Annotated in this window: 15 protein-coding genes; 7 read left to right on the forward strand and 8 right to left on the reverse strand. The window is 59.6% G+C overall.

Annotated elements, in window-relative coordinates:
• Nucleotide 1 precedes the first annotated feature (1 nt).
• Nucleotides 2-1,282, forward strand: coding sequence for a hybrid sensor histidine kinase/response regulator (locus PSEUDOMOFG3G_RS12155; RefSeq protein WP_047229103.1), 1,281 nt, complete (start codon nt 2-4; stop codon nt 1,280-1,282).
• Entirely contained in the window at nt 1,275-1,652 is a 378-nt protein-coding gene (locus PSEUDOMOFG3G_RS12160) for a response regulator (RefSeq protein WP_047229102.1), read from the forward strand. The genes PSEUDOMOFG3G_RS12155 and PSEUDOMOFG3G_RS12160 overlap by 8 nt, the downstream gene beginning before the upstream one ends.
• A gap of 103 nt (nt 1,653-1,755) precedes the next feature.
• Here PSEUDOMOFG3G_RS12160 and PSEUDOMOFG3G_RS12165 read toward each other — a convergent pair whose 3' ends face one another.
• The 8 genes from PSEUDOMOFG3G_RS12165 to PSEUDOMOFG3G_RS12200 all read right to left on the reverse strand — a co-directional run bounded on the left by PSEUDOMOFG3G_RS12165 (nt 1,756) and on the right by PSEUDOMOFG3G_RS12200 (nt 14,300).
• Nucleotides 1,756-3,426, reverse strand: a complete 1,671-nt coding sequence (locus PSEUDOMOFG3G_RS12165) for a response regulator (protein ID WP_139050049.1) — start codon at nt 3,424-3,426, stop codon at nt 1,756-1,758.
• Nucleotides 3,423-4,925 carry an ATPase domain-containing protein gene (locus PSEUDOMOFG3G_RS12170; RefSeq protein WP_139050050.1) on the reverse strand — a complete coding sequence of 501 codons (1,503 nt, stop codon included), beginning with the start codon at nt 4,923-4,925 and terminating at the stop codon, nt 3,423-3,425. The genes PSEUDOMOFG3G_RS12165 and PSEUDOMOFG3G_RS12170 overlap by 4 nt, the downstream gene beginning before the upstream one ends.
• 153 nt (nt 4,926-5,078) lie before the next feature.
• Nucleotides 5,079-6,134, reverse strand: coding sequence for a HEAT repeat domain-containing protein (locus tag PSEUDOMOFG3G_RS12175; RefSeq protein WP_139050051.1), 1,056 nt, complete (start codon nt 6,132-6,134; stop codon nt 5,079-5,081).
• A 286-nt stretch (nt 6,135-6,420) separates the two neighbouring features.
• On the reverse strand, nt 6,421-7,842 hold the full coding sequence (locus tag PSEUDOMOFG3G_RS12180; protein ID WP_139050053.1) for an efflux transporter outer membrane subunit: 1,422 nt from the start codon (nt 7,840-7,842) through the stop codon (nt 6,421-6,423).
• Nucleotides 7,839-11,018: an efflux RND transporter permease subunit gene (locus tag PSEUDOMOFG3G_RS12185; RefSeq protein WP_139050054.1), complete on the reverse strand. Its 3,180-nt coding sequence runs from the start codon at nt 11,016-11,018 to the stop codon at nt 7,839-7,841. Before PSEUDOMOFG3G_RS12185 ends, PSEUDOMOFG3G_RS12180 begins: the two co-directional genes overlap by 4 nt.
• A 15-nt stretch (nt 11,019-11,033) precedes the next feature.
• Nucleotides 11,034-12,287 (reverse strand): multidrug efflux RND transporter periplasmic adaptor subunit MexE, encoded by a 1,254-nt coding sequence (mexE, locus tag PSEUDOMOFG3G_RS12190; protein WP_139050055.1) that lies wholly within the window; start codon nt 12,285-12,287, stop codon nt 11,034-11,036.
• Nucleotides 12,288-12,495: 208 nt separating this feature from the next.
• Nucleotides 12,496-13,260, reverse strand: coding sequence for an ABC transporter substrate-binding protein (locus PSEUDOMOFG3G_RS12195; RefSeq protein ID WP_139050056.1), 765 nt, complete (start codon nt 13,258-13,260; stop codon nt 12,496-12,498).
• A gap of 164 nt (nt 13,261-13,424) precedes the next feature.
• On the reverse strand, nt 13,425-14,300 hold the full coding sequence (locus PSEUDOMOFG3G_RS12200; protein WP_139050057.1) for a LysR family transcriptional regulator: 876 nt from the start codon (nt 14,298-14,300) through the stop codon (nt 13,425-13,427).
• A gap of 102 nt (nt 14,301-14,402) precedes the next feature.
• Between PSEUDOMOFG3G_RS12200 and PSEUDOMOFG3G_RS12205 the strand changes: the two genes are divergently transcribed.
• The 5 genes from PSEUDOMOFG3G_RS12205 to PSEUDOMOFG3G_RS12225 form a co-directional block, all read left to right on the forward strand.
• Complete coding sequence (locus tag PSEUDOMOFG3G_RS12205) at nt 14,403-14,828, forward strand: VOC family protein (RefSeq protein ID WP_076384613.1); 426 nt, start codon at nt 14,403-14,405, stop codon at nt 14,826-14,828.
• 232 nt (nt 14,829-15,060) lie between these two features.
• Nucleotides 15,061-16,776, forward strand: coding sequence for a type I secretion system permease/ATPase (locus PSEUDOMOFG3G_RS12210; protein ID WP_139050058.1), 1,716 nt, complete (start codon nt 15,061-15,063; stop codon nt 16,774-16,776).
• 18 nt (nt 16,777-16,794) lie between these two features.
• Nucleotides 16,795-18,114, forward strand: a complete 1,320-nt coding sequence (locus PSEUDOMOFG3G_RS12215; protein WP_257220732.1) for an HlyD family type I secretion periplasmic adaptor subunit — start codon at nt 16,795-16,797, stop codon at nt 18,112-18,114.
• A 1-nt stretch (nt 18,115) separates the two neighbouring features.
• Nucleotides 18,116-19,435 carry a TolC family protein gene (locus tag PSEUDOMOFG3G_RS12220; protein WP_139050060.1) on the forward strand — a complete coding sequence of 440 codons (1,320 nt, stop codon included), beginning with the start codon at nt 18,116-18,118 and terminating at the stop codon, nt 19,433-19,435.
• Between the two features lie 125 nt (nt 19,436-19,560).
• The coding region (locus PSEUDOMOFG3G_RS12225; protein ID WP_177500508.1) for a M10 family metallopeptidase at nt 19,561-20,695 on the forward strand (1,135 nt) is incomplete at its 3' end.

The following is a 20,695-nucleotide window of genomic DNA, read 5'->3' on the forward strand; positions in this document are numbered from 1 at the left end:
CATGCCAAGAGATATTCAAGCCAAACTGCTGATCGTCGACGATCTGCCAGAAAATCTGTTGGCCCTGGAAGCGCTGATCAAACTCGACGGCCGCCAGGTTTTCAAAGCGCTGTCGGCCGATGAGGCGCTGTCCTTGCTGCTGCAACACGACTTTGCCCTGGCCATCATCGATGTACAGATGCCGGGAATGAACGGCTTTGAACTGGCCGAGCTGATGCGCGGCACGGAGAAGACCCGCAGCATTCCTATCATCTTTGTCAGCGCCGCCGGCCGTGAGCGCAACTATGCCTTCACCGGCTATGAAAGTGGCGCGGTGGACTTCCTGCACAAGCCGCTGGACAACCACGCCGTCAAAAGCAAGGTCAATGTGTTCGTCGAGCTGTATCGCCAGAGAAAGGCGATGAAGGAGCAGGTCATAGCATTGCAGGAGAGCCGCCGCGAGCAGGAGGCCTTGTTGCAGCAGTTGCAGGCTACTCGCAGCGAGCTGGAACAGGCGGTTCGCATGCGTGATGACTTCATGTCGATCGTTGCCCACGAGGTCCGTACGCCTCTCAACGGCCTGATTCTCGAGACGCAACTGCGCAAGATGCACCTGGCCCGGGACAACGCCGCCGCCTTCAGCTTGGATAAGGTGCAAGCGATGGTTGAACGCGACGAGCGCCAGATCAAGAGCCTGATCCGGCTGATCGAGGACATGCTCGACGTGTCGCGGATTCGTACTGGCAAATTGTCCATCCGGCCAAGCCGCTTCAACCTGACGACACTGGTTGAAAACCTGCTGCGCAACTTCCAGCCGCAGATCGCGGCGGCCGAATGCACATTGACGTGCTCGACCGAGCCGTCGGTGGAGGGACAATGGGATGAGTTTCGTATCGAACAAGTGGTGTCGAATCTGCTGACCAACGCCTTGCGCTACGGCGGGAAAAGCCCGATCGAGGTGCGCGTCTACAAAACGCCTGACCATGCTTGCGTCGAAGTCCAGGATCACGGTATCGGCATCAGCGAGGAAAACCAGCAGCGCATCTTTCAGCAGTTCGAGCGGGTGTCGTCCAAAGCCGTCGCATCCGGTCTGGGCCTGGGGCTATTCATCTCCGAGCAGATTGTGACCGCCCATGGCGGTACTATTACGGTCAATAGCCGCCTCAATGAAGGGGCGTTGTTTCGCGTCTGCCTGCCTTTGCAGAAAACGGTCCTGGCCAAAACCGTCGAACAGACGCAACCTCTGAGTGACCCTACGGTCGTATCAGCAGCTATTGATCGAACAAAGGCTTCTCATGAGTGAAGATGCGCAAGACGTTGTACTGATCGTCGAGGATGACCCGTCGATCCTGATGGTATTGTCGGCCTACCTGTCGGGCGAGGGGTATCGAGTGCTGCAGGCCGAAAACGGTGAGCAGGCGTTCGAGATCCTCGCCAGCAAGCCCCACCTGGATATGATGATCACCGACTTCCGCCTGCCCGGGGGTATCACCGGCGTGCAGATCGCTGAACCGGCGGTCCGGTTGCGACCCGACCTGAAAGTCATCTTTATCAGCGGTTATGCCCAGGAAGTGCGCGACACCGACAGCCCCATCACCCGCAAGGCGCCGATCCTGGGCAAACCGTTCGACCTGGATGTGCTGCAGGACATGATGCGGACGATGTTGTCCTAGGCCTGTAAAAGCAGGGTGCAGGGCGGGATTTTGTGGGAGCAGGCTTTGCTGCCACAAAATCCTTGATCACGGGCGCACGGTCGGCTGATATCCGGGCATTGCCTCAAACCTTGATCATCTCCCGCACCTTGGCCGTCAACAGGTCAAAAGTGAACGGTTTGGTGATCATCTGCATGCCCGGGTCCAGGAAGCCGCCGCGCACCGCTGCATGCTCAGCATAACCGGTGATGAACAGTACCCGCAGGTCCGGGCGGATCTGCCGGCCGATTTCCGCCAGTTGCCTGCCGTTCATCCCTGGCAGGCCCACGTCACTGATCAGCAGATCGATGCGCTGGCTTGACTGAAGGATCGGCACCGCGCCGTCAGCATCGGCTGCCTCGACGAAGGCATAACCCAGCTCGCTCAGTACGGCGCTGACCAGCAACCGCACCGCCGGGTCGTCCTCGACGATCAGCACGGTCTCACCGTCTTGTGCGTACGGGGCGTGTTGTGTATCGACCCGTGGTTCGTGAACCTCTTCACCGACGAAACGCGGCAGATAGAGGCTCACGGTTGTGCCTTTGCCGACTTCACTGTCAATCGTCACGTGACCACGCGACTGCTTGCTGAACCCATAGATCATCGACAAGCCCAGCCCGGTGCCCTGGCCGATCGGCTTGGTGGTGAAAAACGGGTCGAACGCACGATTGATGACCGCTTCGGGCATTCCGCAACCGGAATCCTGCACACTCAGCACGACGTAATCGCCCGGCTCCAGGTTGGTATAAGCCTGGGTGAAGTCGGCATCCAGGTGTTGATTGAGCGTCTTGACCACCAGTTGCCCACCGTCGGGCATTGCGTCCCGAGCATTGAGTACCAGGTTGAGTAGGGCGCTTTCCAGTTGGTTTGGGTCGGCTTCGGCGATCCAGAGCTGGTCGTCCAGTTCCATGTCCAGCCGGATACTCTCGTTGAGGCTGCGCTGCAGCAGCTCGCCCATGGACAGCACCAGGGTATTCATCTGCACCGCTTTTGAGTCCAGCGATTGGCGGCGGGAGAAGGCCAGCAAACGATGCGTCAGGCCGGCTGCGCGATTGGCCGATGTCACCCCCAGGTCGATCAGGCTGTCCAGATCCTCGGTGCGGCCTCGGGCCAGGCGCCGGCGCAACAGTTCGAGGCTGCCGATGATCCCGGTGAGCATGTTGTTGAAGTCATGGGCGATCCCCCCCGTGAGTTGCCCGACCGCCTCCATTTTTTGCGACTGGCGCAAGGCCTCTTCGTTGTGGCGCAGTTGGGCCGTGCGTTCTTCCACTTGTTGCTCAAGGGTCTCCAGGGTGGTTTGCAGGCGCAGCTCGCTGTTGCTCAGATCGATCAGCCGGTCTCGGGCTTCATATTGCCTGCGCCGGCCCCGCAGGGCGGTGGTGACCACGCTGACCAGGGTTATCGGGTGAAAAGGGCGCTCGAGGAACGTTACGTTGCCCAACTGGGTGCCGATACGCGCCGCTGGGTTTTGTTCCGGCCCGCCGTGGTGGGTCAACAATACGATCGGCAAATCCGACCAGGCCGGTTGCTCTTCGATATGTGACAACAGCGTTTCCAGCTCCGGCCCGACCAGGGCTTCGGAGGAAATCACCAACAGGCCGGCGCCGTGCTCCAGCTCTTCGCACAAGTGGCCCAGATGCTGGCAGATAAGGCCGCCGAAGCCGGCTTCGCGCAGGATCATCAGGGCGATCTGGCTGTCGCGCCCCAGCGGTGCGAGGATCAACGCCCGCTCCGACAGGGGCTCGACCAGCGTCACTGTTGATCATCCTTGAGCAACGGATTATCCGCTCCCATATAGTTCGGCACCCCACGCAATACCCCCTGGAATGCTTCCAGCGGCTCGCCGATGGTCATGCCCTCGCTGCTGATGCGGTATTCGCGAATAGTGGATTCATGGCTGCCGGTGCGTTTTTTGATGATGGAGATCGCTCGACGAACTTTGCCCAGCGCTTCGAAATAACGCAACAGAATCACCGTGTCGGCCAGGTAGGTAATGTCCACCGGGGCCTGCATATCGCCCACCAGACCGTGTTGCGCAACGGTCATGAAGGTCGCAGCGCCCCTGCGGTTCAGGTAGAGCAGCAGTTCATGTACGTGCAGCACCAAGGCGTTTTCTTCCGGCATGGCGGCCTGGTAGCCATTGATACTGTCGATCACGACCGTCTTGATGTTACCTTCATCGACGCAACGGCGTACCCGATGGGAGAACTCACCGGGAGACAGCTCAGCGGCGTCCACCTGTTCGATCACCAGGTTGCCGGTTCGTCTCAGCGCTTCCAGGTCGATACCGACGTTCCTCATGCGCTCGAACAGCAGGCCCAACTCTTCATCGAAGATGAACAGCGCGGCTTTTTCGCCACGCTGCACGGCAGCCGCAGCGAAAATCATCGAAATCAGCGACTTGCCGGTGCCGGCCGGACCCAGGATCAAAGTGCTGGAGCCTGTCTCGATGCCACCGCCGAGCAAGGCATCCACGCCATCGAGGCCGCTGGACAGTTGCTGGCGCCGGTATTGTCCACGGTGTTCGGCGGCTACCAGGCGTGGGAAGACATGAATGCCGTCGCCCATGATGGTGAAGTCGTGAAAGCCGCCACGGTATTTCTGCCCGCGATACTTGACCACCCGAATGCGTCGCCGCTCGGCGCCATAATTGGGTGTCAGTTCTTCCAGGCGAATCACCCCATGGGCGACGCTGTGCACGGTCTTGTCCAGGGATTCGGTGGTCAGGTCATCAAGCAGCAGCACCGTGGCGTCGTAGCGCACAAAGTAATGCTTGATCGCCAGGATCTGCCGGCGATAGCGCAGTGAGCTTTGCGCCAGCAGGCGGATCTCCGACAGGCTGTCGAGCACCACCCGGGTCGGCTTGACCCGCTCGACCACCTCGAAAATCTGCCGGGTCGCTTCCCCCAGCTCCAGGTCCGAGGAGTACAGCAGGCTTTGCTGATGCTCGGCGTTGAGCAGGCTCTCAGGAGGGGTCAGCTCGAAGATATGCACGTTCTCGTCGATCGTCCAACCGTGAGACGCTGCGCCTTGGCGCAACTCACGCTCGGTTTCCGACAGGGTGATGTACAACGAACGTTCGCCGGCCTGGGCACCGGCCAAGAGGAATTGCAACGCGACCGTGGTCTTGCCGGTCCCGGGTTCCCCTTCCAGCAGGAACACATGGCCGCGGGACAAGCCACCGGAAAGGATGTCATCCAGCCCTTCGATACCGGTGGCGGCTTTAGCGCTGATCAACTCGTTAGATGTAGACAAAAAAAGCCCTCTCATGACTAGGGAAGTGGGCAGCAGGCTGGAGTACGCCTGAAAATGAACTGCCTGAACACTTGACCTTTTGCCGTGATCACGGTTCCGCTTTCGTTGATAAAACGAGGTGTACTGCTCAATTTTCTGGCATCGGGGAAACGCCTACAGGCCTTGCTGCAGCGCCGGATCATCGGGGTTGAGTTGCTCCAGTTGCGCCAACAGGATCTGCACATTCTGCAACTGCCCGGACTCCTTCCAGTAGTTGATCAGCAGCACCCGCGCCCTGCGATCAGCCGGGTAGCGCTGGACGATTTCCTGTAACTGTTTCTGCGCCGCTTCCAGTTCCTGTTCGGCATACAAGGTGGTTGCCAGGTCATAACGGTAATGTCGGTTTTCGGGCTCAAGCTCCACGGCTTTTGCCAAACCAAGCAGCGCGTACTCCGCCTGGCCATGGTGCAGCAGCCACAGACCCAATGCATGTTGCAGATAAGCCGACTCCGGCTGGTTTTTCAACTGTTGGGCAAGCAACTGACGTGCAGCGTCGGCCTGGCCCTGTTTGTCCAGCACGTCGATCTGCATGACCAGCGCTGGCAGGTTGTCCGGTTGCAGGCGCAGGACTTGTTCCAGCGCCAACTGAGCCTTTTTCAGTTCGGCGTTATGCAGGTGCAGCCGGGCCAGCTGATAGTGGGACTCGGCGGTTGGTGGACCGTCTTCAAGCATCTGCTCCCACATGCCGATGACAAGCTGCATAGGCCCGAAGTACAAACCAAGCTCATCCGGCGATAGGCCCAGCAACGCGTTCACTGCGGCGAAGCGGACGCTGGGGTCTTGATCTTCGAGCAACGGCCCCAGCAACAGGCTGCGTTGGCCGGTTGGCACCAGCCCGCTGATGCTGCCGATGGCCGCTCGACGCACATCCGGCGACTCGCTGTGCAGGTCCGCGTCCGCCAGTTTCAGGGCTTGGGGGCTTGGGTAGTTCGCCAGCTCTGCGTGCAGCCATACCCGGCGCTTGGGCGACAGGTCCGGGCGACCCAATTGCTGATAGAGCATCCGCGCCGCCCCTGGCTGCCCATTGCGTGCGTGCTCAAGGGCTTCACTGTAGCCACGCTTGATTGCCTCGGGAATTTGCGGCGTGGTGCTGCGTAGCCACATTGCGACTAGACCGATTACCAACAGGACAGACAGGCTGAGCAACAGATAGCGGCGAGGCGAGGGCATGCAGGTAGTCCATAACCAGGAAGCGTGAAATGCCGCAAGCTTCGGTCAGGTGCGGGCTTGAGTCAAATCTTGAAAGAATCTGCAGATAACGCGGTGGGAGCGAGCCTGCTCGCTATAGCGGTATATCAGTTGGCATTTGAGTTGACTGACCCAGCGCCATCGCGAGCAGGCTCGCTCCCACCGGGCGTTTGCAGCAGGCAAAAAAAGCCCCGCGTCCAACATGGGAGGCGGGGCGAAAATTTGGTTGGTTGCGGCCAACCAAAGGAGCTCGGTTGAATAAGGTCGGTCAGTTGCTGGCTACGGCTTCCGGTTGCCAGCCGCCGCCCAGGGCCTTGTAGATCGCGACAATGCCGCGATACAGGTCCACTTCGGCCTGGGCCTGAGTGTCCTCGGCGGCCAGGCGCTCACGTTGGGCATCCAACAGGACGAGGAAATCCTCTGTGCCTTCGCGGTAGCGGATTTCGGCCAGATCAGCGGCGGCTCGACTCGATTCGCTCTGCCGGATCAGCGAAATCAGGCGTTGTTGGCGCTTGCCGTAGTCGCTGAAGGCATTTTCCGATTCCTCCAGGGCCAGCAGCACTTGCTGTTCGTAGGTCGCCAAGGCGCCGTCCGCCTCAGCGTCGGCACCGCGCAGACGCGCCCGCACACTGCCCAGATCGAAGGCAGCCCAGGTGATGCTTGGCCCCAGCGCCCAGGCATTGGCCGCCGATGAGCCGATCTGCGAACCGCGCCCGGCGGTAAAGCCCAGGAAACCGCTGAGGCTGACCCGTGGGAACAGATCGGCCTTGGCCACGCCAATGCGCGCGGTGGCGGCAGCGAGTTGGCGCTCGGCGCTGAGAATGTCCGGGCGACGTTGCAACAGTTCACCCGGATCGCCAATCGGCAGGGCCTTGGCGATGGCCGGCAGCTGTTTGGGACTCAGGTCCACACTCAGTTTGTCCGGGCGCTCACCCAGCAAGGTAGCGATGCGGTTGCGCTGGCGTACCTGTTCGGCCTGCAACTGCGGCACGCTGGCTTCGACCGAGGCCAGGCGCGCATCGGCACGGACCACGTCGAGCTGATCGCCGACGCCGGCATCACGCAGGCTTTCGGTGATCTTGCGCGACGCCTGCTGGTTCTCGAGGTTTGCCAGGGCGATTTTTTCCCGCAGTTGGGCGCCGCGCAGTTGACCGTAGGCGTCCACCAGTTCGGCGATCATTGTCACCTGCAACTGGTAGAGATCGGCTTCGACCGCCTGCTGATCGGCATCGGTGGCTTCCAGGTTGCGCTGGATGCGTCCGAACAGATCCAGCTCCCAGGCCATGTCCAGGCCCAGGTCATAGCGTTCGGTGCTGACCCGGTCGGTGGTCTGCCCCGGAATCTGGCCTTTGCCCAGGTTGCTGCTGGCGCGGCTGGTGATGGTCGGCATGACGTCATTGCTGGCGTCGTCGCGTATCGCTCGGGCTGCTCGCAAACGGGCGAACGCCACGCGTAACTCGCGGTTGCCCTCCAGGGAACGGGTGACCAGCGCGTTGAGCGTCGGGTCTTCGAACTGCTGCCACCAGATCCCTTCGAAACGGGCACGGTCAAAATTCTTCTGGCCGGCGGCACCGTCGGTGGCGGTGGTGATGTTCGCCGCCTCCGTTTGCGGTGCCTTGTAGTCCGGGCCTACGGCGCAAGCACTCAAGGCCAGTACCAGCAGGCTCGGCACAAACACTTTCAAACTCATTGTTGCGCCTCCAGTTTCAACGCCCGGGCCGCTTTGCGGGCCTCGCTGCGCTCGACGAAGTTGCGGATCAGTACATAGAACACTGGCGTGAGCAGCAGACCGAAGAAGGTCACCCCGAGCATGCCCGAGAACACCGCGACACCCATGGCATGGCGCATTTCAGCACCTGCACCGCTGGAGAAGACCAACGGCACCACGCCCATGATGAACGCGAAGGAGGTCATCAGGATCGGCCGCAGACGCAGGCGGCAGGCCTCCAGCACCGCAGCCAGGGGGTTCATGCCCTCGAGCTGTTTATCCTTGGCGAACTCAACGATCAGAATGGCGTTCTTACAGGCAAGCCCCACCAGTACGATCAATCCGATCTGGGTAAAGATGTTGTTGTCGCCGCCGGAAAGAATTACCCCGGTAATGGCCGACAGCAGGGTCATCGGTACGATCAGGATCACCGCCAGCGGCAAGCTCCAGCTTTCGTACTGTGCCGCCAGCACCAGGAACGCCAGCAGGACACAGAGCGGGAACACGAACAGCGCGGTATTGCCCGAGAGAATCTGCTGGTACGTCAGGTCGGTCCACTCGTAAGTCATGCCGTTGGGCAATTCGTCCTTGAGCAGTTTCTCGATGGCTTTTTCAGCCTGGCCGGAACTGTAGCCCGGGGCAGCGGCACCGTTGATTTCCGCAGTGATGAAGCCGTTGTAGTGCATTACGCGGTCAGGTCCCGAGGTGTCGCTGACCTTGATGAAGGTCGCCAGCGGGATCATCTCGCCACGGTTGTTGCGCACCTTGAGCTGGCCAATCTGGTCCGACTCCAGGCGGAACTGTTGCTCGGCCTGAACGTTGACCTGATAGGTGCGGCCAAAGCGGTTGAAGTCGTTGGCATACAGCGAGCCCAGGTAGATCTGCAGGGTGTCGAAGATGTCACTGACGGCCACGCCGTGGGTCTTGGCTTTTTCACGATCGATGGCGGCATCGACCTGCGGCACGTTCACCGTGTAGCTGGTGAACAGCCCGGCCAGTTCCGGCACGTTGTGGCTCTTGGTGATGATGTTCATGGTTTCTTTGTACAGCTCGTCGTAGCCCAGGTTGCCCCGGTCTTCGATTTGCAGACGGAAACCACCGATCGTGCCCAGGCCCTGTACCGGCGGCGGCGGGAAGATCGCCATGTAGGCTTCCTGGATTTCCGAGTACTGGCCGTTCAAGGCCCCGGCAATGGCCCCGGCAGACATGCTGGGGTCCTTGCGCTCGTCGAAAGGCTTGAGGGTGACGAACACGATGCCGGCGTTCGGACTATTGGTGAAGCCGTTGATCGACAGGCCAGGGAAGGCCACGGCGCTTTCGACGCCCGGCTGCTTGAGGGCCATGTCCGACATACGCTTGATCACGTCTTCGGTGCGGTCCAGGCTCGCGGCATCCGGCAGTTGGGCAAAGGCCACCAGGTATTGCTTGTCCTGGCCGGGTACGAAACCGGTCGGGGTGTTGGAGAACCCGAAGAACGTCAGCACCATCAGGCCTGCGTACACCAGCAGGGCGATGCCGCTGCTGCGGATCACGCGGCCAACTGTGCCCACGTAGCTGTGACTGGCACGGTCGAAGAAGCGGTTGAACGGACGGAACAGCCAGCCACCGAAGATCTTGTCCAGAAACCTGGAAAAACGGTCCTTGGGCGCGTCATGACTCTTGAGCAGCACTGCGGCCAGGGCTGGCGACAGGGTCAGGGAGTTGAATGCCGAGATCACCGTGGAAATGGCAATGGTCAAGGCGAACTGCTTATAGAACTGCCCGGTCAAGCCACTGATGAACGCCGCCGGTACGAATACCGCGCACAACACCAGTGCCGTGGCGATGATCGGCCCGGTCACTTCGCCCATGGCGCGTTTGGTGGCTTCCACCGGAGTCAGTCCCAAGCCGATGTTGCGTTCGACGTTCTCCACCACCACGATGGCGTCGTCCACCACGATACCGATCGCCAGTACCAGCCCGAACAGCGAGAGCGCGTTCAGCGAGAAGCCGAACAGATGCATCACGGCGAACGTACCGATCAGCGACACCGGCACGGCCACCAGCGGAATGATCGAGGCGCGCCAGGTCTGCAGGAACAGGATCACCACCAGCACCACGAGGATCAGCGCTTCGAAGAGGGTGTGAACCACCGCCTCGATGGAGCCGCGCACGAAGATCGTCGGGTCATAGACGATGCTGTAGTCCATCCCCGCCGGGAAGTTCTGCTTGAGTTCGTCCATCTTGGCGCGAACATCGTTGGAAATCTGGATGGCGTTGGAGCCGGGGCGCTGGAAGATCGGGATCGCCACCGCCGGCTGGTTGTCGAGCAATGAGCGCAGGGCGTATTGACTGGAGCCCAACTCCACTCGTGCGATGTCTTTGAGACGGGTGATTTCACCGTTCTCGCCGGAACGGATGATGATGTTTTCGAACTCTTCCTCATTCACCAGGCGTCCCTGGGTGTTGATCGAGAGCTGGAATGCCTGGGCATTGGGTGCCGGAGGCGCGCCCAGGGCACCGGCGGCGACCTGACGGTTCTGTTCGCGGATGGCGGTGACCACGTCGGTGGCGGTCAGGTTACGCGAAGCAGTTTTGTTCGGGTCAAGCCAGACCCGCAGGGAATAGTCCCCCATGCCGAATAGCTGCACATCACCCACACCGCCCAGGCGCGCCAGCTCATCCTTGATATTGAGCAGGGCATAGTTGGACAGGTAAAGCATGTCGTAGCGCTGGTCCGGCGAGGTCAAGTGCACAACCATGGTCAGGTCGGGCGATGCCTTATCCACCGTGATGCCGATCCGGGTGACTTCTTCCGGCAACTTGGGTTCAGTCCGCGTGACGCGGTTCTGCACCTGCACCTGGGCGTTGTCCAGGTCGGTGCCCAGCGCGAAGGTGATGGTCAGGGTGATCTTGCCATCGGCGGTGGATTGCGAGGACATGTACAGCATGTTCTCGACGCCGGTGATGGCTTGCTCCAGGGGCGCGGCTACGGTTTCGCCGATGACCTTGGGGTTGGCGCCCGGGAAGTTGGCGCGCACGACCACGGTCGGCGGCACGACTTCCGGGTATTCGCTGATCGGCAACTGGAACAGTGAGATGGCGCCGGCGATCAGGATCAGCAGCGAAAGCACCGCTGCGAAGATCGGCCGCGAAATGAAGAACTGGGAAAATTTCATCTTGAGTTCAGTCCCTTAACCGCGTGGGGTCGCTGCGGCCAGTTTGCCTGCCGATCCGGAAGCAGCCTTGGCAGGCGCGACTTGGGGCAGGTTGCTGGCTTCGAGCGCTTTTCGTTGTTGTGCCAGGGCGGCAATGGTTTCTTCGCTGGCCATCGGCACGGTTTCAGGCGTGACCGGTGTACCGGGGCGAGCGCGTTGCAGGCCCTTGACGATGATGGTGTCGTCCTTGCTCAAGCCGTTGCGCACGATGCGCAGGCCTTCGATCTTCGGTCCCAGCTCGACAGCGCGGTAGGCCGGCTTGTTGTCGGCGTCCATCACCAGCACGAATTTCTTGCCAAGGTCGGTGCCGACGGCTTCATCGTTGATCAGCACGGCCGAGTAAGTGCCGCTGCCCACCAGTTTCAGCCGGGCATACAGCCCAGGGGTGTAGGCGCCATCCTTGTTGTCGAACACCGCGCGACCACGAATGGTACCGGTCTGTGGATTGACCTGGTTGTCGATGAAATTCATATGGCCCAGGTGCGGATTACCTTCCTCGTTGGACAGGCCCATGTAGACCGGAGTGGTCTGACCACGCTGGCCTTCGCGGGCGAGGCGGGTGTACTTGAGGAAGACGCGCTCGTCGGCATCGAAGTAGGCGTAGACCTTGTCGGTGGACACCACGCTGGTGAGCGGCGTGACATCGGCTGTCACCAGGTTGCCGGCGGTGATGTCCGCCCGGCTGACGCGACCGCTGATAGGCGAAGTGACCCGGGTGAAGCTCAGGTTCAGTTTGGCCAGGTCCAGTTGTGCCTGGATCGCCGCAGCGGCAGCGCGGGCTTCCTGGGCAGCACTGGTACGCGAATCTGCCAGCTCGGCGGAAATGGCATTGCTCAAGCGCAGGCGCTCGCCACGCTTGGCTTCGTTCTCGCTACGGGTAGCCGTGGCTCGGGCCTGGGCCAACTGGGCTTCGAGGCGACGCACTTCAGCCTGGAAGGGGCGCGGATCGATCTGGAACAACAGGTCGCCTTTCTTGACCAGAGCGCCTTCGGTGAACGCTACGTTATCGATCTGCCCTGAAACGCGGGGTCGGATCTCAACGGTTTCAGGTGCCTCGAGGCGCCCGGTGAATTCGTCCCACTCGTTGACCGGCTGCTCCAGCACCTTGGCCACACTGACTTTGGCCGCCGGCATGGAAGCCGCCGTATCTGGGGTCTTGCCGCATGCACTCATCACCAGCACCGCCATCAGTGCCAGGGGAAAGCGCAATTTTGAAAGTGAATATTCCATGGATAGCATCCGCCAAGAGTATTGAGATGGGCGGATGATGCGTGGGGAGGCGGTGAGGCACGAATCGAATGAAGCAAAGGTAACTATCATTCGGAATGATATAAGACATCGTCCAGCGCTCTAGCTGAGGGCTTTCGTTAGGCGGCTATCAATTGCGTTGATGTCCCTTCAGGTTGCCAGATGCACCGAATTACCTGCGTGAAGAACGCTAATGCGGCAGATAGCGGTCATGAATGCGCTGAATTTCGCCGCTGGCGCGAAGGCTTTCAACGGCCGCCCGCAGCTTCTTGACCATTTTCGGGGAGCACCGTTTGGAGCAGGCCAGATAGAGATCGGCACTGCTATTGACCGGGCTCATGAGCAGTTCGCGCTTGGACACCTTGGGCCAGATATACCGACTCTCAGGGACGCCGTTGAACCAAGCGTCGATACGTCCCATCAAGAGCATCTGGGCGGGGTTGTCGCCAATGACCAGCGGGTAGATCTGGTCGTCGCTGAACCCTTCGGTGCGCAGGATCTCCTGCTGCGCACTTCCCAGGCCGACGCCGATCTTGCGGTACGTTTGCCGGGCTTCGGCGAAACTGCTCACTTGCCGGTCGAGGGTGAAGAAGGCGCGTTCCATGGGCATGACCGAAGCGATCCAGGTAAAGCGATCCTCGCGTTCCGGCGTGCGCGACAGGGGCGCGATCAAGTGATTGCGCTGTTCGCTGACGTGTTTCTGTGAGCGGGCCCAAGGAAGGATATGGAGCTGCACGGCATACCCGGCCTTGGTCATGGCCGCTACAGCAACATCGCCGACAATTCCGTGCCCCTTGGGGTCATCGACAAACGTCAGCGGCGGCGCGTCCAGAATGTGCAGTTCAATCGTCAAAGGTGCGGCGTAGGCGCTACAGACAATCAGCGTCGGCAGCACCAGGCATAGGCGCGAGAGTGCTTTGGTACGGCCTTCCAATACGCGTTTGATCCGGCTCATGATCGATACTTCAGGCATTGAAAGTGATGCGCCATTCCAAACCCACGGCGCCAGAAACATCATCCTGCGATGTTCACCACGGCTTTTTTATTATTGCCTATCAACGCTGTCGGCCTGACTGCGTGTATCTGAAGGTATAGATCATTCGGTCGACAAAAGCTTTTTTACTCAGAACCGGTCCTGGCTTGTTCGGCAATCAGTTGAGCCAAAGTCCGCACCGGTTCGGTGAGGCTTTGTCCCGACCGATGCACCAGTCCGATATCCCGATGGAAGGTGTGCTGACCAAGGTCCAGGGCTCTGACACCCGCCGGCCAGTCATGGGCCGATGTTTGCGGGACCAATGCCACTCCCACACCGTTTTCAACCAGCTTGATGATGGCCTCCAGTTCATCCAGTTCACACACCTCGCGCACGGTGAAATGCATTTGCCGCAGGAAACGATCCACCTGCCGGCCACCGAATGAAGCACGGTCATATCGAATGAATGGAAGGCTGGAAAGGAGTGTCGCCCAATCTTCCCCTGGCACTTCGCGGGCAACGATCAATCGATACGGCTCAAGTGTCAGGGTCGTCCAGCGCAGGTCGCTCTGAAGCGAGAAGGGCGGACGGATGATGGCCGCCATGTCGATTTCGCCAGCGTCCACCAGATTGACCAGCTCCATCGACAGCCCCGGCAACACCCGAGTACGGCACTGAGGGCATTGCTGATGGAACCTGGCCAAAGCGTCCGGCAAATAGGAACGCTGAACGGACGCAATGGCGCCGATGTTCACCAGAACACTGGCCGCAAGTTCTGCGGTGCCGCAGCCCAGGTTGTCGTAGAGGCGCAGCAACTCTTGTGCCTGCAAGAGCACTTGGTGCCCCTTGCGGTTGAGGTGCGCCGAGCGTCCTTTCCTGTCGAATATTTCGAAGCCAAGCTGCGCCTCCAGACGCTGGATTTGCGCGCTCACGGCGGCCTGTGTGAGGCCGATCCTGTTCCCGGCCGCAGCGAAAGTGCCTTCCCGTGCGACGGCGAGGAGCGTCTTGAGTTCTTTAATCATTCACAAATATTAATTGTGTTTCTAAGCAATATATATTGATTTTTCCGCCTGTAGCGCCGCTCTACGATGGCCTCACCCAAAAAGCACAAAAAAGGAGTCCTGATGAACCTCTCTCCCTTCCACTTGGCAATCCCGGTTTACGACCTCGCTGGCGCACGCACCTTTTATGGTGAAGTGTTTGGACTGCAAGAGGGGCGCTCCAGCGCCCACTGGGTCGATTTCAACTTTTACGGCCACCAGTTGGTGATCCATGAGCAGCCAAAAACCGCGGCTCAGGAAAGCGTTCACAGCAACCCGGTGGACGGCCATGACGTACCTGTTCCTCATTTCGGCATTATTTTGGGCTGGGAGGAATGGGAAGCACTGGCCGAACGCTTGAAATCCTTCGGTACCCAGTTTGTGATTGAACCCTACATTCGCTTCAAGGGGCAGGTGGGTGAGCAGGCGACGATGTTCCTGTTCGACCCTTGCGGTAACGCGCTTGAATTCAAGGCGTTCAAGGATATGAGCCAGTTGTTCGCAAAGTAGTCCAAGCAAAGGTGGGCAGGCACAGAGGTGGGGCGACAAAGATGTAAGAACAGGCGATGGCGATCCTTTGAGGGTACCCTTCAGAACCGCACACACATGCCGATACAGCGCGCGTAGATCCTGATTGCGCAAGCGCTTCAGAGGGGGTCGCCCCCAATACTCAAGGCGTATGTGCGCCTGTACCCACTAGGTTTTCGCAGGTTTGCCCATCAGCGGGCCTCAGGTAAGAATCATGTCAGCCCACCCCAGGACCGAGCTGGAAGGTGCCCTTGCCCTATGCAAAGGCAGTTTTCTTTGCGTCGGTTTTTTCAGTTTTTTCGTCAATTTGCTGATGCTGGTTCCATCGTTCTACATGTTGCAGGTGTATGACCGTGCAGTAGGAAGCGCCAGCCAGTCGACTCTATTGATGCTCACGCTGATCATGTTGCTGTTGATGATCACGATGGGCGGCCTGGAGTGGGTTCGTTCGCGGATTATGGTACGAATCAGTACTCGTCTGGACACGCTGCTGGGCCAGCGTCTGTTCGACGCCAGTTTCAAGCGGGCACTCAACACCAACGGCATGAATGCCACCGCCCAGCCGTTGAGCGACCTGAACGCCTTGCGCCAGTTTCTGACCGGTAACGGCTTGTTTGCCTTTTTCGATGCTCCGTGGATTCCGATCTACCTGGCGGTGATGTTCATTTTTCATCCCTGGTACGGGTGGATGGGGGTCGTGAGTGCGGTGATGCTAGGGGCGTTGGCTTTCATCAACGAGAAGCTCACTCATGCACCGTTGCAGGCGGCCAACCGCGAGCAGATCGCAGCTACCACCTTCACTAACAAGAGCCTGCGCAATGCCGAAGTGGTCGAATCCATGGGCATGCTTGCAAGTCTGCGTGAGCACTGGAACGGGCAAATCCATAAGGTCCTGACCTTGCAAAGCCTGGCCAGCGACCGCGCCGCGACCATGATGGCGATGTCCAGGACGTTCCGCCAGATTGTTCAGTCGCTGATGTTGGGCCTGGGCGCCTACTTGACGATCAATCATGAGATTTCGCCCGGGCTGATGATTGCCGGCTCCATTTTACTGGGGCGCGCCCTGGCGCCCATCGATCAGTTGATCGGCGTCTGGAAAGGCTTTCTTGGCGCACGCTCGCAATATGCCCGATTACACGAGTTGCTGGTCAAGATCGCCGCCGAGCCTGAGCGCATGTCGTTGCCCGCACCTGAAGGGGCGATTCGCGTCGAGGGGCTTTCAGTGGGGTCCCCGGACAATCGCAAGCCGATTATTCGCGGCGTGGACTTCCAGGTGGCCGCTGGTGAAGTGGTGGGGATCATTGGTCCCAGCGGCGCAGGAAAGTCGACCCTGGCCAGGGCGTTGCTGGGGATCTGGCCAAACCTGGCCGGAACCGTGCGCCTGGACGGTGCAGACATCAGCCAATGGCGCCGGGACGAACTGGGCCAGTACATCGGCTATTTGCCCCAGGACATAGAACTGTTCGAGGGCAGCATCAGCCAGAATATCTCACGCTTCGGCCCGGTGAATGCGCCTGCAGTGGTCGCCGCCGCGCGCATGGCCGGTGTACATGACCTGGTGCTGCAACTGCCCGATGGCTACGACACCTTGATTGGTGCCAATGGCGGTGGACTCTCTGGCGGCCAGCGGCAACGCATCGGGCTGGCCCGCGCCTTGTACGGCGAGCCGCGTCTGGTGGTACTTGACGAGCCGAACTCCAATCTGGATGACGCTGGAGAAAAAATGCTCGCCGAAGCGCTGCAGAAACTGCGGCAGAATCGGGCCACGGTGTTTGTCATTACCCATCGTTCCGGGGTGTTGGCGCAGGTGGACAAACTGCTGGTTCTCAATCACGGCGAGCTGAGTCTGTTCGGGCCGCGCGACAAGGTCCTGGCACGGCTGCAGGGCGCGACGCCGACGGCCCACCAGGCTGCCGCGGTTGAATCGTAGGGACGGATGAACAACGTTATGCAAGACACTAAGCACTCATCCGTCGATATGTCCGGGCTGCCAATCGATGACAAACCAGTACGGCGCATCGGCTACTTGATGCTGCTGGTCACCTTTGGCCTGTTTGGCGGCTGGGCTACCCTGGCTCCGCTCGACAGTGCTGCGCTCGCGCCGGGTGTGGTCACCGTCAAGAGCTATCGCAAGACCGTACAACATCTTGAGGGCGGCATTGTGCGCGAACTGCGCGTGCATGACGGCGACCTGGTGAAAGCCGGCGATGTGTTGTTGGTACTCGACAACACCCAGGCGCGTTCGGAAATGGAAGCCATGCGTAGCCAGTTGATCGCCGCGCTCGAACTCCAGGCCCGATTGGTGGCTGAACGTGATGCGCTGCCCGAGCCAGCGGCCGTGCCTATGCTGGATCCCAATGATCCCCGAGTGCGCGAGGCTCGCGACAGTGAAGGGCGGATCTTCCAGACCCGCCGGACCTCGTTGCTGGGCGAAATCGGCTTGCTGGAGAAGTCCATCGGACAAATCGAAGAACAGATTCGCGGATTCAAGGCCGTCATCGCCAGCAAACAGATGCTCGCCGCTTCCTATGAAGAAGAGATTGTCGACTTGCGTGCATTGCTCGCCGAAGGCTACGTGGACAAGCAGCGTCTGCGCGAGCAAGAGCGAAGTCTTTCTCGGCTGCAGGCCGAAATCGCTGAAAGCCGCTCCGAAAGCGCGCGAGCGCGGGTTCATATCGACGAGGCGCGGTTGAAGATACTGCAACTGAAAAAGACTTTTGCCACCGAGGTCGCAGGTCTGCTGGGCGATGCGCAGACCAAGGTCTATGAATTGCGCGAGCGGCTGGCCACCCTGCAGGACCGCGACCAACGCACCGATATCCTCGCGCCCGAGTCGGGAATGGTCATGGGTATGACCGTACACACGCTGGGCGCAGTGGTCAGTCCAGGCACTGCGCTGTTGGACATCGTCCCGGCCAACGAAGAACTGATTGTTGAAGCACAGCTGTCACCGATGGACATCGACCGTGTCGCACTGGGCAAACTGGCGGACATTCGCTTCAGTGCGTTCAAGAGCAGCACCACGCCAGTCATCGAAGGGCAACTGGTGCAGATATCAGCTGATCGCCTGATCAACAAGGACACCGGCGCCGCTTATTACCTGGCACGCGTGGCCCTGACCGACAAGGGGCGTCAGACCCTGGGCGATCTCACTCTGGTACCAGGAATGCCGGTCGAAGTGCTGATTAATACGGGCGCGCGGACGCTGTTGCAGTATTTGATGCAGCCGGCCAGCAATGCTTTTGCCCGTTCGTTGATCGAGGATTGACATGAAGCTTCTGATCGCGATGAGTCTGGCCCTCGTGCCGCTTGGCGCTCTCGCTGACGACAGCTCGGCGCTCCCTTACACAGATCTGTTGCAACTGCATCAGGAAGCCCAAGTGGCTGACCCGCGTATTTTACGGGCACAAGCGATGGTCCGTAGTGGTGAGGGCAGCGAGCGGGCGGCCTTTGGTCAACTGCTGCCACAGCTCAATGCCAGCGGCAGTGTTAACCGCAGTCGGCGTGATGACGATTTGAGCCGTATCCAGTACAACGGCAAACGCATGGCCGTGATGCTCAATCAGGTGATCTACGCCCCGCAGATCTGGCGCAGTTACCAGAAGTACATAGAGCTGGCCAGACAGAGCGAATACGAATTCGCCGATACCCAGGTTCAAGCCAGCATTGACCTTTCCGAACGTTATTTTGCTGTTCTCGCGGCGGAAGATGAACTGTCCCTGGTGCGCAGCGAGTTGGACGCGACCGAGCGCAACCTTGAGCGAATCAATGCTCTGTATGCGCGCCAGATGGCCACGGTCACCGATGCGCTTGATCTTGAATCTCGAGTGGATGCGCTCAAGGCTGACGAGATTGAAGCCCACAACACGGTCGAGGTCAGTCGTGAAGCCATTTCCGAACTGGTGGGGCGCGACATTCAGGAACCGCTCAAGCGCATCGGCGACAATCCAGCTTTCAGTCTGCCAGCGCAAGCGCAGGACTATTGGGTGCAGACGGCACTCGATAGCAACCCGGCGCTGCATGCTCGCGAGCACAATATTCGGGCCACCGAAGCGGCTATCGCTGAAGCCAGGGCCGGCCATCTACCCCGGCTGGGCCTGAACCTGACCGCGCAACGCAGTGATATCGGCTATGAAGGCGCGTTGGCGCCTCGTTCGGACAATCTCGTCGCCTCTCTGGACTTGCAGGTGCCGCTCTATAGCGGCGGCTCCACCCGTGCCCGAGTATCAAGCTCGGAAAGCGATAAGGAAGTCGCCCAGCAAGAGCTGGAAGCCTTGCGGCGTCAGGTCATCAGGGAGACCCGCACGGCTTATCTCGGTATGACAGCCGAACTCAGCCGTATCAAGGCAACGCGTCGTGCGCTGGAATCCGCGGAAAAGTCACGGATAGCCACCGAGAAAGCCTTCGGCTATGGCGTCAAGAATGCGATCGACGTCCTGGACAGCATCAAAGAAGAGTTTCGTGCACGGCGAGATTTCTATCAGTCCCAGTACAAGTTCGTGACCAGTTTGCTCGTACTGCATCGCTGGAGCGGTAGGTTGGGAGAGAGTGACATTCGCAGGGCCAACGAATGGCTTATTGCTCCATAGTCAACGGACTCAAGATTATAAAATAGTGGCCAAATGATGTTAATGCCACTGTTTCTAATGCAAAATAAACCCTTTGTAGCGGCCGCATCCAGGAAGGGCCGCAGATAGCTCATAGGAGACTCAGCATGCCTAGTCCAATTGGTTTTTCATTTACTTCGACCGCAACGCTGACCGGCAACGCGCAAGTCGATAGCTTGCTTTCCGGTACCTATTGGATGGGCAACTCGTGGAGCACCGGCACCTTCACCACGCCCCTGACATACAGCTTTGTCACCGCGGGTTCACGTTTCGCCTTCAACTACAGCAGCGACGACGAGTATGAGTCCATCTATCTCCTGACGTCAGCGCAGCAAAGCGGTATTGTCAGCGCGCTCGGCACGTGGAGTTCGGTCGCCAACATCAAACTCTCACAGGTCAGCGAAACCTCCACCAATGTCGGGGATTTACGATTCGGCGGTTATCAGGGTATGGACGGCGATATCGCTGCCTGGGGTTATTTCCCCGCTGAAACACCCAGTGGCGGCGATGTCTGGCTCGGGCCAGTGACAAACGACCCCGCGCCCGTGGAAGGTACCTATGACTACCTGACCTTTGTGCATGAGATCGGCCATGCGCTGGGCCTCAAGCATCCGTTCTCCCAAAGCCTCTCAAATCCCACGGTGCTTGCACCTCAGTTCGATGATGTCCGTTACACGGTCATGAGTTATGACGCTGCCTATTCTTATCAGCCGACCACGCCCATGCTGCTGGACATCGCCGCCATACAGAGTCTCTACGGTGCAAACACCCAGTGGCAGACTGGCAATAACATGTATAGCTGGGCATCTGGTCAATCGGTTTTCGAGACTATTTGGGACGCTGGCGGCAATGACACTATCGATGCACGCAATCAGGCAGAAGCGGTCCGCATCAATCTGAATGAAGGGCAGTTCAGCAAAATCGGGCAGGCATTTACGGACTTCAGCACCATGAGTGCCTTCAATGAAGGCTTGGCGATTGCTTACGGCGCGAAAATCGAAAATGCTCTCGGCTCGGCTCAAGACGACACCCTGATTGGCAATGCACTGGGTAACGTTCTGGATGGTCTTGCCGGCGGGGATACTATGATCGGCGGGGCAGGCAACGACACTTACGTGGTAGATAGCCTTCAGGACATCATCAGTGAAACCACCACTCTGACCAGCGAAATCGATACCGTGTACTCCTCGGTGAGCTGGGGTTTGGGAGCCAATCTGGAAAATCTCACGTTGGTTGGCGCTG

This window comes from Pseudomonas sp. FG-3G (assembly GCF_901007645.1).
Classification (GTDB): domain Bacteria; phylum Pseudomonadota; class Gammaproteobacteria; order Pseudomonadales; family Pseudomonadaceae; genus Aquipseudomonas; species Aquipseudomonas rhizophila.